This is a genomic window from Pantoea sp. SGAir0183, assembly GCF_043545505.1.
This window is the reverse complement of sequence record NZ_CP028053.1, coordinates 1,022,799-1,037,516: the sequence shown is the minus strand read 5'-3', so window position 1 is coordinate 1,037,516 and position 14,718 is coordinate 1,022,799. Positions and strand designations below refer to the sequence as shown.

Annotated in this window: 12 protein-coding genes; 10 read left to right on the top strand and 2 right to left on the bottom strand. The window is 55.4% G+C overall.

Features of this window, described 5'->3' with window-relative positions; genetic code table 11:
- Positions 1–2 precede the first annotated feature (2 nt).
- The 5 genes from nrdF (at position 3) to emrB (ending at position 6,293) form a co-directional block, all read left to right on the top strand.
- Positions 3–962: a class 1b ribonucleoside-diphosphate reductase subunit beta gene (nrdF, locus tag C1N59_RS05015; protein ID WP_006120682.1), complete on the top strand. Its 960-nt coding sequence runs from the start codon at positions 3–5 to the stop codon at positions 960–962.
- A gap of 456 nt (positions 963–1,418) precedes the next feature.
- The gene (locus tag C1N59_RS05010) at positions 1,419–2,618 is read left to right on the top strand and encodes an MFS transporter (protein WP_205958775.1); all 1,200 of its coding nucleotides are present in this window, start codon (positions 1,419–1,421) and stop codon (positions 2,616–2,618) included.
- Positions 2,619–2,889: 271 nt separating this feature from the next.
- Positions 2,890–3,420 (top strand): transcriptional repressor MprA, encoded by a 531-nt coding sequence (gene mprA, locus C1N59_RS05005; RefSeq protein ID WP_033739447.1) that lies wholly within the window; start codon positions 2,890–2,892, stop codon positions 3,418–3,420.
- A gap of 148 nt (positions 3,421–3,568) precedes the next feature.
- Positions 3,569–4,741, top strand: coding sequence for a multidrug efflux MFS transporter periplasmic adaptor subunit EmrA (gene emrA, locus C1N59_RS05000; RefSeq protein ID WP_033739448.1), 1,173 nt, complete (start codon positions 3,569–3,571; stop codon positions 4,739–4,741).
- 16 nt (positions 4,742–4,757) lie between these two features.
- A complete protein-coding gene (gene emrB / locus C1N59_RS04995) occupies positions 4,758–6,293 on the top strand; it encodes a multidrug efflux MFS transporter permease subunit EmrB (protein WP_039340119.1) in 1,536 nt (511 codons plus the stop codon).
- 58 nt (positions 6,294–6,351) lie between these two features.
- Here emrB and C1N59_RS04990 read toward each other — a convergent pair whose 3' ends face one another.
- Positions 6,352–7,401 (bottom strand): NAD(P)-dependent alcohol dehydrogenase, encoded by a 1,050-nt coding sequence (locus C1N59_RS04990; RefSeq protein WP_394550379.1) that lies wholly within the window; start codon positions 7,399–7,401, stop codon positions 6,352–6,354.
- Positions 7,402–7,512: 111 nt separating this feature from the next.
- On the opposite strand from C1N59_RS04990, the gene C1N59_RS04985 reads away from it, so the two are divergent.
- Entirely contained in the window at positions 7,513–7,905 is a 393-nt protein-coding gene (locus C1N59_RS04985; RefSeq protein WP_394550378.1) for a winged helix-turn-helix transcriptional regulator, read from the top strand.
- Positions 7,906–7,971: 66 nt separating this feature from the next.
- Here the strand turns inward: C1N59_RS04985 and C1N59_RS04980 are convergent, their stop codons facing one another.
- Entirely contained in the window at positions 7,972–9,087 is a 1,116-nt protein-coding gene (locus C1N59_RS04980; RefSeq protein ID WP_006120689.1) for a tRNA/rRNA methyltransferase, read from the bottom strand.
- Between the two features lie 160 nt (positions 9,088–9,247).
- Here C1N59_RS04980 and trxC point away from each other — a divergent pair, with 160 nt between their 5' ends.
- The 4 genes from trxC to pssA all read left to right on the top strand — a co-directional run bounded on the left by trxC (position 9,248) and on the right by pssA (position 14,701).
- A complete protein-coding gene (trxC, locus tag C1N59_RS04975; protein ID WP_039340125.1) occupies positions 9,248–9,667 on the top strand; it encodes a thioredoxin TrxC in 420 nt (139 codons plus the stop codon).
- A gap of 82 nt (positions 9,668–9,749) precedes the next feature.
- Entirely contained in the window at positions 9,750–10,430 is a 681-nt protein-coding gene (locus C1N59_RS04970) for a tRNA-uridine aminocarboxypropyltransferase (RefSeq protein ID WP_054633257.1), read from the top strand.
- A 140-nt stretch (positions 10,431–10,570) separates the two neighbouring features.
- A complete protein-coding gene (locus C1N59_RS04965) occupies positions 10,571–13,246 on the top strand; it encodes a bifunctional acetate--CoA ligase family protein/GNAT family N-acetyltransferase (protein ID WP_283785967.1) in 2,676 nt (891 codons plus the stop codon).
- A gap of 99 nt (positions 13,247–13,345) precedes the next feature.
- On the top strand, positions 13,346–14,701 hold the full coding sequence (pssA, locus tag C1N59_RS04960; protein ID WP_039340129.1) for a CDP-diacylglycerol--serine O-phosphatidyltransferase: 1,356 nt from the start codon (positions 13,346–13,348) through the stop codon (positions 14,699–14,701).
- Positions 14,702–14,718: the final 17 nt, after the last annotated feature.

The following is a 14,718-nucleotide window of genomic DNA, read 5'->3' as shown; positions in this document are numbered from 1 at the left end:
TTATGCAACTTCGACATATTCACGCGATTAACTGGAACCGGATTCAGGATGAGAAAGATCTTGAGGTCTGGAACCGTCTGACAAGCAACTTCTGGTTGCCGGAAAAAATCCCGCTATCCAATGATTTGCCGGCCTGGCAGACGCTGGACAAGTCACAACAGCAGCTCACCATTCGCGTCTTTACCGGCCTGACGCTGCTGGACACCATTCAGAATGTGCTGGGCGCACCGGGGTTAATGCCCGACGCGCTGACGCCGCATGAGGAGGCGGTGCTGTCGAATATCAGCTTTATGGAGGCGGTGCATGCCCGCTCCTACAGCTCGATTTTTTCGACCTTATGCAATACCAGCGATGTGGATGCGGCGTACCAGTGGAGCGAAGAGAACCAGGCCCTGCAAAATAAAGCCGGGATTATCCTGACCCATTACCGCGCTGACGATCCGTTAAAGAAAAAAATCGCCAGCGTCTTTCTGGAGTCGTTTCTGTTTTATTCGGGCTTCTGGCTGCCGATGTACTGGTCCAGCCGCGGCAAGCTGACTAATACGGCGGATCTGATTCGTTTAATCATCCGCGATGAGGCGGTACACGGCTACTATATCGGCTATAAATACCAGAAAGCGCTTGAGCAGGTCGATGAGGGCCGCCGCGAAGCCTTACAGCAGTTCGCCATCGATCTGCTGCTGGCGCTGTATGAAAATGAAGTGGCCTATACAGAAGCGCTGTACGGCGAAACAGGCTGGGCAGACGAGGTGAAAACCTTCCTGCATTACAACGCCAATAAGGCGTTGATGAATCTGGGCTACGAGGCTCTGTTCCCGGCGGAGCTGACGCAGGTCAATCCGGCCATTCTGGCGGCACTGTCACCCAATGCGGATGAGAACCATGATTTCTTCTCGGGCTCAGGATCGTCTTACGTGATGGGGAAAGCGGTCGAAACCGAAGACGAAGACTGGAATTTTTAAGACGTTGTGTGCCGTGCTGTCAACGGCACGTTTCCCCTTAGCGGAGGGACAGGCGCGCGGCATTTTCACAGCGCGCTGAACCTTCCCTCTCCGTCCGCGGAACGGGTGCCGATCGCGCCACAATAAATGACGGTAACGATTTGGCCGCCGTTGCCAGGGTTAACCAGACTGAGATCACTGCTCACGCACTGACCGCTCTCAGCAACGCGCTGCCTTTGGCATGGCGTTGAGAAACCCGTTTATTCCGACGCCAAAACGGGACGCCGTACCCGGATCCAATCTGACAGAGGGATAAGTCTGTGCCTGCCACAACCCGAGAAATCGCGACCAACAAACCCGACGTAAACGGCTGTCGATCTTTACTGTTACCCGACTATCACATAAACATAGCTATCAAATTATTTTTTAGGTTATTATTAACGCCACATTATTATTCATCTTTGCTACTGACGACCTATGACAACGTCTCACCCTGGTTTATCTTCCGCGCTGGTGGGACTGATGTCCGTTGCCACGGGACTGTGCGTCGCCAGTAATTATTATATTCAGCCTCTGCTGCATACTATCGCCCTTCACTTTCACTTATCCGTCGCATTCGCCGGGTTTATCGTGACCAGCGCGCAACTCGGCTATGCCTGCGGTCTGCTGTTGCTGGTTCCACTTGGCGATATGCTGGAACGGCGTGGACTGATTGTTGCCATGATGGTGCTGGCGGCGCTTGGTATGGTGATCATTGCCCTTTCCTCCTCCTTTCCTGTGTTGTTACTGGGAACGGTACTTACCGGGCTCTTTTCTGTCGCGGCGCAAATTCTGGTACCGCTGGCGGCCACCCTGGCCCGCCCGGAAACACGGGGCAAAGTGACCGGCACCGTCATGAGTGGCTTGCTGTTGGGTATTCTGCTGGCGCGCACCGTAGCGGGCGGCCTGGCTCAGTTGGGCGGCTGGCAAACCGTCTACTGGGTCGCCAGCGTCTTAATGCTGTTGATGGCACTGGCGCTATGGCGCGCGCTGCCGCGTATTACCCCCTCGGTCTCGTTAAATTATCCGCAGCTGCTGGTTTCCATTTTCAGGCTGTATGCGGCCGACGCTGTTCTGCGCACCCGGGCCTTTACCGGTTGCCTGACGTTTGCCAATTTCAGCATCCTGTGGACCTCAATGGCCTTTCTGCTCTCTTCCGCGCCCTACGGTTATTCGGAAGGGGAGATCGGCTTACTGGGGCTGGTGGGTGCCGCTGGCGCACTGGCGGCCAGAAAAGCCGGGGCGATGGCGGACAAAGGTAAAGCGAAACTGACCACCAGCATGGGCTTGCTGATTATGCTGCTGTCATGGAGCGTGACCGCCTGGGGCACGCAGCATCTTGCAGCTCTGATTATCGGCATTTTGCTGCTGGATCTGGCGGTACAGGGCGTGCATATCACCAATCAGAGCGTGATTTACGCGCGTCAGCCTGATGCCCGTAACCGCCTGAATGCAGGCTATATGACCAGCTACTTTATCGGCGGTGCGTTGGGTTCGCTGCTGTCTGCCAATGCCTATCATCTGGGCGGCTGGCATGGGGTTTGCGCAGCCGGTGCAACACTGACGTTACTGAATTTACTTGTCTGGTGGAGGAATCACCGCTTAGAGCAACCGAATAGCCAGAATAGTGTGATTTAGCCTGTTCAGCCGAGTGTGAGTTTGCTATGGTTGGCCCCAAAGTTATTCACGTCGGTTATTTTTTCTTTCGAAATCATTTGATGTCGTACCGTTTCGCTCTACGACCAACGCCTGTGATATCGATGCGCACCACCTTCACCCTGGGGTCAAGGACAGATCTTGAATCACCACAGTGGAACAGCCCGAGAACACCGCTTCTGTGTCCGGTGACTCAACAGTCATGCTGTCGCCGTGGTTACTATAAAAGTTGAAATTAGTGAGGTTTTTTCTAATGGAAAGTTCGTTTACTCCCATTGAGCAAATGTTAAACATCCGCGCCAATCGTCATGCGGATTTCCCCTTCCAGGAGATTCTTCTGACGCGACTCTGCATGCATATGCAAGGTAAGCTGCTGGATAATCGTAATAAAATGCTGAAAGAACAGGGCATCAATGAAACCCTGTTTATGGCATTGCTGACCCTGGATGCGCAGGAAGATCAGAGCATTCAGCCTTCTGAACTGAGTACCGCGCTGGGTTCATCACGTACCAACGCCACGCGCATCGCTGATGAGCTGGAAAAACGCGGCTGGATTGAGCGCCGTGAAAGTGCGCAGGATCGCCGCTGTCTGCATCTGCATCTGACCGACAAAGGTAATGCCTTCCTGCAGCAGGTTCTGCCGCCGCAGCATCAGAGCCTGCAATATCTGTGGTCCGCTCTGACCGCTGACGAAAAGTCGCAGCTCGAAAGCATCACCCGTAAGTTGCTTACCCGACTGGATAAAATGGAAGAAGACAAACTGTCTGCCTCGTTATCACGGTAATAGCAAGATCTGCGACACAATCACCTGACGAAATCGTTATTTTAACCCTCTTTCATCCGGCCAGCGCTTAGTCGCTGGCTTTTTTGGCTCGGGCGAAGGCGAAAACGGACTTGACCTCGCCGACATAGTGGAAAACGTGGAGAAATACATGAGTGCATCAGAGGCGCAAAGCCCGCATCAGCCTGTGAACAACAAAAAGAAAAAGCGCAAAGGCGCACTGATTTTACTGGCGCTGGTGGTCGTACTGCTCGGCATTGCGTGGGGCGTATACTGGTTTTTAGTGTTGCGTCATTTTCAGGAAACGGATGATGCCTATGTTGCGGGTAATCAGGTGCAGATCATGGCCCAGGTATCAGGCAGCGTGAACAAAGTCTGGTTTGACGATACGGACTATGTCAAAAAAGGGGATGTGCTGGTGTCGCTGGATAAAACTGACGCACAGCAGGCCTTTGAAAAAGCGCAGACGGAGCTGGCTACCAGCGTTCGTCAGGTGCACCAACAGATGATTAATGCGAAACAGTATCAGGCCACCATTGCACTCCGTCAGACGGCGTTGGATCAGGCGCAGGCCGATCTGAAACGCCGCGAACCGTTGGGTGCGTCCAACCTGATTGGCCGTGAAGAACTGCAACATGCGCGCGATGCCGTGGCCTCCGCGAAAGCAGAGCTGGATGTGGCGATTCAGCAATACAACGCCAACCAGGCGATGATCCTGAACACCTCACTGGAAAACCAGCCTGCCGTAAAACAGAGCGCCGCGCAGCTGCGTGACGCCTGGCTGGCGCTGCAACGTACCGACATTCGCAGCCCGATGGACGGTTATGTCTCGCGTCGTAGCGTCCAGGTCGGATCGCAAATCAGCACCAGTACCCCGCTGATGGCTGTCGTCCCGGCGACGGATTTGTGGGTGGATGCAAACTTTAAAGAAACCCAACTGGCAGGCGTGCGTATTGGTCAACCGGCCACCGTTGTGGCAGATATCTACGGCGACGATGTGGTCTATCACGGCAAAGTGGTGGGGCTGGATATGGGCACAGGCAGCGCGTTTTCCCTGTTACCTGCACAGAACGCCACGGGCAACTGGATTAAAGTCGTTCAGCGCCTGCCAGTGCGCATTGAGCTGAACCAGGACGAAGTCGCGAAGCACCCACTGCGTATTGGCCTGTCAACGTTGGTCAAAATTGATACCGACAATAAAGACGGTAGCGTACTGGCAACCAGCGTACGTCAGCAGGCAGCTTACAGCACTAACGCGCTGGCCATTGACCTGGCACCGGTTAATACGCTGATCACCGATATCGTCCACGCGAACGCCGGATGATGAGCCGGAGGCTGTAATGGCACAAACACCGCTTAAAGGGATGCCGCTGGTCTTAATGACCATTGCGTTATCGCTGGCGACGTTCATGCAGGTTCTGGACTCTACCATTGCGAACGTTGCGATTCCGACGATTGCCGGTAACCTGGGGGCGTCCAACTCCCAGGGAACCTGGGTCATCACCTCATTCGGGGTGGCCAATGCTATCTCGATTCCGATTACCGGCTGGCTCGCCAGGCGCATCGGTGAAGTCAAACTCTTTACCTGGTCCACTATCCTGTTTGCGCTGGCCTCCTGGGCCTGCGGTATGTCAGAAAGCCTGGAGATGCTGATTTTCTTCCGCGTCATTCAGGGGATCGTGGCCGGTCCGTTGATTCCGCTGTCGCAAAGCCTGTTGCTGAACAACTATCCCCCGGCCAAGCGCAGTATCGCCCTGTCGCTCTGGGCGATGACGGTGATCGTGGCCCCGATATGTGGACCGATCCTCGGCGGCTGGATCAGCGATAACTACCACTGGGGCTGGATCTTCTTTATCAACGTCCCTATCGGGGTTGTCGTCATTATGCTGACGCTGCAAACCCTGCGTGGTCGTGAAACCCAGACACAGATTCGACCGATCGATACCGTCGGGCTGGTCCTGCTGATTGTCGGAGTCGGTTCGCTGCAGGTCATGCTGGATCGGGGTAAAGAGCTGGACTGGTTTAGTTCGACGGAAATCATCGTTCTGACCATTGTTGCCGTGGTGGCGCTCGTGATGTTGCTGATATGGGAGTTGACGGATGAGCATCCGATAGTCGATCTGTCGCTGTTCAAATCGCGTAATTTCACCATAGGCTGTTTGTCGATTAGCCTGGCCTACATGCTCTATTTTGGCTCGATTGTCCTGTTGCCGCAGTTGTTGCAGGAGGTCTACGGCTATACCGCAACCTGGGCCGGGCTGGCGTCGGCACCGGTGGGGATTATCCCGGTTATCCTGTCGCCGATTATTGGGCGTTTCTCGCATAAGATAGACATGCGGCAACTGGTAACGTTTAGCTTCATTATGTATGCCATTTGTTTTTACTGGCGAGCTTACACCTTTGAGCCCGAGATGGACTTTGCGGCCTCCGCCTGGCCTCAGTTTATTCAGGGCTTCGCGGTGGCCTGCTTCTTTATGCCATTGACGACAATCACGCTTTCCGGTCTGCCACCGGAGCGCATGGCCGCGGCATCCAGCCTGTCTAACTTTGTGCGTACGCTGGCGGGCTCGATTGGCACTTCCATTACCACGACAATGTGGACGGATCGTGAGGCAATGCACCACAGCAACCTCACCGAATCGGTGACGCCGTACAACATCAATGCGCAGCAGATGTACAGCCAGCTTGAAGGGATGGGCATGTCGCATCAGCAGGCATCGGCCTACATCGCCCAGCAGATCACCAATCAGGGGCTGATTATCTCTGCCAATGAGATTTTCTGGGCCTCGGCGGGCGTGTTCCTCGTCTTGCTGGTCCTGATCTGGTTTGCCCGTCCACCGTTCGGCGCAGGCGGCGGAGGCGGCGGCGCGCACTAGCGGCTGCCGCACTGTCTTCGCCGGTTCTGGCGTACCTGCCCGGTACGCCAGAACGTCCTTACCAACGCGTCGCTTTTATATCAATCACGAACCGGTATTTCACCTCCCCTTTCAGCATCCGCGCAAATGCCTCTTCTGTCTGCTCTCCGCGAATCAATTCAATGTCAGCCGTAATATTGTTCTCACCGCAGAAGTCCAGCATGTCCTGCGTTTCTTTGATGCTGCCAATAGAAGAGCCGCTGATGCTTAAACGGCGGAATACCATAGGCGTGATATCCGGTGAGGCGTGCGGGCTGTCGGGAATGCCCACCAGCACCAGACGGCCATTGGTTTTAAGCGTGGCCAGATAGGGATCCAGATCGTGAGGCGCGGCAACGCAGTCCACGATCAGATCCAGCGACTGCTGACTGGCCTGCATCTCTGCTGCATGGCGTGATACCACGACATGACGGGCACCAAGTCGGCGCGCATCTTCCGCTTTGTCGGGAGAGGTGGTGAACAGCGTGACGTCCGCACCCAGTGCGCTCGCCAGTTTTACCGCCATGTGCCCCAGCCCACCCAGGCCAATGACGCCAACCTTGTCGCCCGCTTTGACATCAAAGTGACGGAGCGGTGACCACACAGTGACGCCCGCACACAATAGCGGGGCCACGCCTGCCAGCGGCAAGTGCGAAGGAACCGATACGACAAAATCCTGATCGACGACAACGTGTTCCGCATAACCGCCCCGGGTGCGCTCCCCGGTATATTTATCTGTGCCGTTATAGGTCGCGGTGAAGCCGGCTTCGCAATACTGCTCTTCCTGCTGCTGACAAAAACGACAGGTGCGGCAGGCATCCACCATCACGCCCACACCGACAAGATCGCCGGGGGCAAAACGGCTGGCCTTTCCGCCGGTTTCAATAACCCGGCCCACAATTTCATGACCGGGTACTAATGGATAGTGGCTCACCGCCCACTCATTGCGGGCCATGTGCAAATCGGAGTGGCAAACGCCACAGTAAAGAATTTCGATTCTGACATCACTGGGCTGAAGCGGACGCAGCGCTATCTGGCCGGACGTCAGGGGTTGTGTCGCATCGTGGGCGATCAGTGCATTGATTTTCATTGTGCCTCTCATCGTATCTGGCGTTATTTAACGGAAGGCGGCAAACTCTACTCAAATGGGTTCATTATTGATAGTAGTCACCTTTTGGTGACCATAGAAAGGAAGGACACTATGCCAGCCTGGGTTGACGGAAAACTGGTTTTTTATGTGGATTCGCCACCGCGCCGCCTGATGGATCTGTTTTCGGTGAAGTGGATCACAATGGTGCTGCACGCACTGTTTCACTGGCCTGGCGGCCGCGCACGCACGGGGGAACTGCAGCGAAGCCTGCAGGGAATATCGAAAAAGATGTTGTTTCAGACGCTAAAAGAGCTGGAGCAACGCGGACTAATTTCCCGCCATGTTTATGACGTGGTGCCGCCTAAAGTGGAATATCAGTTAACGGCGCTGGGCAGAACCTTTGCAGAACCGGTGGAACAGCTTTATCAATGGGGACTGGAGAATCAACAGGTACTTGATGAGATGGATGCGCATTATCAGCGATCAAAGCCTGAGGGAGAGTAAAGCGCGGTAACGAACGGCATAGAGCATGATGGCGCCTTGGCCGCGCCATCGTTTTGCTCGCACAGATTATGCGTTCTGACGCCACCATTCGGCTAACAGCACACCGGTCGCGACCGACACATTCAGACTTTCCACATTACCGGTGCCGCCAATTGACAGGCTCATATCGCCCTGCTGGAACGTGCTGTCGGACAAGCCTTCACGTTCCTGCCCTAACACCAGGACCATTTTGGCAGGCAGCTCGGCTTCAGACAGCGGCGTACCCTGATGGCTGGATGTGGTTACGATGGTGTAACCCGCTTTACGGAACGCGTCGAGGCCTTGCGTAAAGGTTGTGCCGCTGATGGCCTGAACGTGTTCCGCCCCGCCTTCCGCGGTACGAACTGCCGCGCCGGATTCCAGCAACGAGGCATCATTCACCAGCAGCCCTTTCACACCGAAATGTGCACAGCTACGCATGATAGCGCCAAGGTTATGTGGGTTACTGACATCTTCAAGGGCCAGCACGCAGTCTTTGCTTTCGGCCTTCTCCAGCCACGCGGCCACATCCATGCCCATGCGCTTTTTAATCAGGAAGCACACGCCGCCATGGTGTTCGGTGCCGGAGGCTTTGGTGATCTCAGCGTCATCTACCACGTGGTAGGCTTTACGGTTCGCTGCCAGCCAGCGCAGCGCGTCGCGAAAACGCGGCGTAACGCTCTGCACAAACCAGGCACGCACGATGCTTTCGGGACGGCTCTGGAACAGCGCCTGACAGGCGTTTTCGCCATAAACCCGGGTTTCTTCCAGGCGCTGGCGGCGGATCTGCTCTACGTCCACGACACCTTTACCGCTGATGCCCGGGTTATCCGATTTGGGCTCATCGACCGGTGCACGGGAAACGGTGCGCCAGGGCGAATCACTGCTGCCGTAAGCGTCGCGGTTATCGCTGCTGCGATCGTTGCGGCGAGGTGCACTGTCATTGCGGCGTGGCGCGCTGTCGCTGCGACGACCTGTACTGCGTCCGCCTTCTTCACTGCGCTCAGTACGTGGGCCGGATGAACGACGAGTGTCTTCACGGCGAGCAGCAGGACGGCCACCTTTGCCTGTACGAGGATTGGGCGCACGCGCGCTTTGCTCATCTTCGCCACGCACATACATGACTTTGACCTTACCACTTTTGCCTTTAAATTCGTCGTTCATTTCTTCCTCCTGCATTGAGAGCGCGAAGATTACCTGATGTGACTGCGCTTAGCTATCAACTATTGAACCTATAGAGCAATCCACATTGAGCGGATCTTATCACCCTTTCATAATGGACAATATTGAGCAAAGCGCTCTACATCATTATCAGAGGTTTTTTATGAATACGGTATGCACGTCTTGTCAGGCAACCAATCGCGTTCCCGAAGAACGGCTTGCCGATGGTGCCAAATGTGGTCGTTGTGGCGAAAGCCTGTTTTCGGGTGACGTGATCAACGCCACTGCCGCCACGCTGGACAGCTATCTGCAGGATGACCTGCCTGTCGTCGTGGATTTTTGGGCACCCTGGTGCGGCCCTTGTGTCAACTTTGCGCCCGTTTATAAAGACGTCGCGCAGGAGCGTAGCGGTAAGGTTCGCTTTCTGAAGGTGAATACCGAAGCCGAGCCCGCCCTGAGCAGCCGTTTCCGCATTCGCAGTATCCCGACCATCATGGTGTTTAAAAAAGGCGAGATGGTGGATGTGCTGAACGGCGCGATGCCGAAAGCCCCCTTTAATGAGTGGCTCGACGAATCCCTGTAAGTCCCTGAGGCCAGCATCTGCTGGCCTTTTCCTTTTGTCCTACGCTTCGATTACACTACGCTTTTTCCTGTCCTGAAGAATCATGTCTGATAACGCCGTTTTACGTTTACGCAGCCAACGTCTGGCCCGTGCTACGCGTCCTTTTTTAGCCCGCGGAAATCGTGTGCTTCGCTGTCAGGGCTGTCTGTTGCCGGAAAAACAGTGCCTGTGCGACAGCATCGTTACACAGTCCGCCCGGAGCCGCTTTTGCCTGGTGATGTTTGATACCGAGCCGATGAAGCCAAGCAATACCGGCCGGTTGATTGCGGATGTGTTGCCAAATACGCAGGCCTTTGGCTGGTCACGCACGGAGCCCGATCCGCTGTTACTGGCGGCGGTGGCCGATGGGGCTTATCAGCCGATGGTGGTTTTTCCTGCCTCCTATGCGGATGACGGTCGCGAGATTCTCCACGCGCCGCCGCTGTCGGGCAAACCGCCGCTGTTTATTATGCTGGACGGTACCTGGAATGAGGCGCGGAAGATGTTTCGCAAAAGCCCCTGGCTTGATCGTTTCCCGGTGCTGTCGCTCAATGTAACGTCCCCTTCCCGCTACACGCTGCGTGAAGCACACGGCGAAGGCCAGCACTGTACGGCAGAAATTGCAGCGGCATTACTGCAACAGGCGGGCGACAGCGACGCAGCGCAGGCTTTATCCCGGCATTTTGAGCAGTTTCGCCAGGCTTACCTGGCCGGTAAACCGCACCATCCCGGTCAGAACCGATAACGTTAGCGGTCACGTACATGCGTGACGAATAGTGTCCCGGGCGCGCTGATGTACGCCCTTCTTCAGCCTGCGATCTGCCCGGCGGTAAAACGGGGCAAATACGTTTACAATCACCTAAATCCTGATGAATGGAGTACGTGATGAGTCAACGCGGACTGGAAGCGCTGTTAAGGCCGAAATCCATTGCGGTTATCGGCGCCTCGATCAAACCGGGACGCGCAGGCTATTTCATGATGCGCAACCTGCTGGCCGGCGGCTTTAGCGGACCGGTGTTGCCGGTTACGCCAAAATACAAAGCCGTAAGCGGCGTGCTGGCCTGGCCTGATATTCACAGTTTGCCTTTCGCCCCGGATTTGGCGGTGATTTGCACCCATCACAAAAGGAATCTGGAACTGCTGCAGCAGCTTGGCGAGAAAGGCTGTAAAGCCTGCATCATTCTTTCTGCGCCCACCAGCCAGCTTCCCGAATTAAAACAGTGCGCCAGCCGCTGGCAGATCCGCCTGCTCGGCCCTAACAGTCTGGGCCTGCTGGCACCGTGGCAGGGACTGAATGCCAGCTTTTCGCCCGTACCCATTGCTAAGGGCCGCATTGCGTTTATTTCGCAGTCATCTGCCGTCTCTAATACCATTCTCGACTGGGCACAGCAGCGTAACCTGGGCTTCTCCTGGTTTATCGCGCTGGGAGACAGTTTGGATACCGACGTGGATGACCTGCTGGATTTTCTTGCCCGCGATGGCAAAACCAGCGCGATTCTGCTTTATCTTGAACATCTTAGTGATGCACGCCGTTTTGTCTCGGCTTCGCGAAGCGCCTCACGTAATAAGCCCATCCTGATCATCAAAAGTGGGCGCAGCCGTCAGGCACAGGCGTTGCTGGGAACGCACAGTGGTCTGGATGCCGCCTGGGATGCCGCCATTCAGCGCGCCGGGTTACTGCGGGTACAGGATACCCACGAGCTGTTTACCGCAGTGGAATCCTTAAGCCATATGCGCCCGCCGCGTGGTCATCGCCTGATGATCGTCAGCAATGGTGCCGCGCCCGCCGCACTGGCGCTGGATGAACTCTATGCCCGCAACGGTAAGCTGGCCGTGCTGAGCGACGAGACCGTGCAGCAGCTCAATGCTTTCCTGCCGGAGGGCGTCGGACATGGCAATCCGCTTGATTTAAAAGACGATGCCACACCGGCGCGTTATCTTGACTGTATTAGCGTGCTGCTCGACAGCCATGATTTAGATGCGTTGATGCTGATTCATGCCCCCAGTGCCGTTGCCCCCGCCACCGAAACCGCAGAGAAAATTATTCAGTTGGTGCAACAACATCCGCGCGGTAAACAGCTTACGCTGTTGACGAACTGGTGCGGGGAATACTCTTCTCAGGCGGCGCGCCGGGCTTTTACGCAGGCGGGCATTCCTACCTGGCGCACGCCGGAAGGTACCGTTACTGCCTTTATGCACCAGGTGGAATACCGGCGTAATCAGAAGTTACTGCGGGAAACCCCCGCGCTGCCGGCCAGTCTGACTCAGGACAGTGCGCAGGCGCACCAGATCTTATCTCAGGCATTAAATCAGGGTGTGTTATCGCTGGATACGCATGAGGTGCAGCCGGTGCTCAAAGCCTACGGACTGGCCACTCTGCCCACCTGGATTGCGAAAGACAGCGATGATGCGGTCACCATTGCCGAACAAATCGGTTACCCGGTTGCGCTAAAACTGCGCTCCCCGGACGTGGCGCATAAATCCGACGTTCAGGGCGTGATGCTGTATCTGCGCAATGCTGCTGAAGTGCGGCGCGCGGCAGACGCCATTATTGACCGCGTAAAACAGACGTTACCCAGCGCCCGAATCGAAGGGCTGGTCGTGCAGAGCATGGCAAATCGTGCCGGAGCACAGGAGCTGCGCATCGTCGTGGAACAGGATCCGCTGTTTGGCCCGATCATCATGCTGGGTGAAGGTGGCGTGGAATGGCAGGCTGAGAAACAGGCTGCCGTAGCGTTGCCGCCGCTCAATATGACGCTGGCGCGCTATCTGGTCATACAGGCGATAAAAGGCGGTAAGATCCGCAGCCGCAGTGCGCTCATCCCTCTTGATGTTGCCGCGCTGAGCCAGTTACTGGTACAGGTGTCTAACCTGGTGGTGGATTGCCCGGAAATAGCGCGCCTGGATATTCATCCGCTGTTGGCGGCGGGCAGTGATTTCACGCTGCTGGACGTCACCCTGGCGTTGGCCCCCTTTGACGGTGACAGCGAAACCCGCCTGGCGATTCGTCCTTATCCTCAGCACCTGGAAGAGGAGGTGGAGCTGAAAGATGGTCAGCATTGCCTGTTCCGCCCAATCTTACCCGAAGATGAACCGCTGCTGCGTGACTTCATCAGTCAGGTAACCAAAGAAGATCTCTACTACCGCTATTTCAGCGAAATTAACGAATTCACACATGACGATCTGGCCAATATGACGCAGATCGACTATGACCGGGAAATGGCGATCGTCGCGGTGCGTCAGCACCAGGGACAGCCGGAGATCATCGGCGTCACCCGCGCCATTTCGGATGCCGACAACATTGATGCAGAGTTCTCCGTGCTGGTACGTTCCGATCTGAAAGGTCTGGGAATGGGGCGACGGTTACTCGAAAAAATGATTCGTTACACCCGCGCCCATGGCCTGCAACAACTGAACGGCATCACCATGCCGGGCAACCGTGGCATGGTCACGCTGGCGAAAAAACTCAATTTTAACGTGGATGTGCAGATGGACGATGGTATCGTCAGCCTTAAGCTTTTGTTACAGGATAATGTCAATTTACCGTGTACAGAAAAGTAAAAATCGCCCGGTCAGCCCGGGTTGATGTTATTATTTAGCGTTATGACCCTGATTTGGTGGCAAAAGGCCATACAATGAACCGAGAAGAAGTGCACTGTGATGTTGTCTAAATTTAAGCGCAATAAACACCAACAACACCTCGCACAGCTGCCTAAACTGTCACAATCTGTTGCGGATGTGTCGACGCTTTATTCGCCTGGCGAATTCCGTGAGACGCTTTTGGAAAAGATTGCGTCAGCGCAATCGCGCATTTGTATCGTCGCCCTTTATCTGGAAAATGACGATGCGGGCCGCGCCGTCATGAACGCACTCTATGCGGCAAAAATCGCGCGTCCACAGCTGGATATCAGTATTTTAGTTGACTGGCACCGCGCCCAGCGCGGGCGCATTGGTGCCGCGCGCGGCGTCACTAACGCCGACTGGTATTGTGAGATGGCCCAGCAACATCCCGACAGCGTGATTCCGGTGTACGGCATCCCGGTGAATACGCGTGAAGCGCTGGGCGTACTGCACCTGAAAGGTTTCATCATTGATGACATGCTGCTTTACAGCGGTGCCAGCATTAATGACGTCTACCTGCACCAGCATGATAAATACCGCTACGACCGCTATCAGCTCATCCGTAACCCCGCCCTGGCTGACACCATGTTCGAATGGATTAATCACCATTTGAAAGAGGCGGAGGCGGTGAATCGTCTGGACTATGCAGAGCGGCCTTCCAGCCCGGAAATTAAAAACGAAACCCGGCAGTTTCGTCAGGACCTGCGCGGTTTTAACTATCAGTTTGAAGGCAACGCTGGCAACGATGAACTGGCCGTAACGCCTTTAGTAGGCTTAGGCAAACACAGCCTGCTGAACAAGACCATTTTCCATCTGATGCCCTGCGCAGAGAAAAAACTCACTATCTGCACCCCCTATTTCAACCTGCCCGCCTTGCTGGTGCGCAATATCATTGCCCTGTTACGTCAGGGCAAAGATGTCGAGATCATTGTGGGTGATAAGACGGCGAATGACTTCTATATTGCACCCGATGAGCCGTTCAAGATCATCGGTGCACTGCCCTATCTCTACGAAATTAATCTGCGTCGCTTTTTGAGTCGCCTGCAGTATTACGTCAGTAACGGACAGCTGATCGTGCGCTTATGGAAAGAGGGTGAGAACAGCTATCACCTGAAAGGGATGTGGGTCGATGATGAATGGCAGCTTATTACAGGCAACAACCTGAATCCGCGCGCCTGGCGGCTGGATCTGGAAAATGCGGTACTGATCCACGATCCGCATCAGCAACTGGCCGATCAGCGCCAGCACGAACTGATGCTGATCCGCCAACATACCACTGTGGTTAAGCATTTCCGTGAGCTGGAAAGTATTGCTGACTACCCGGCTAAAGTCCGTAAACTGATTCGACGCCTGCGTCGTATCCGTATTGACCGCCTGATCAGTCGTATCCTCTAGTGTTTCAGCATGCCGCA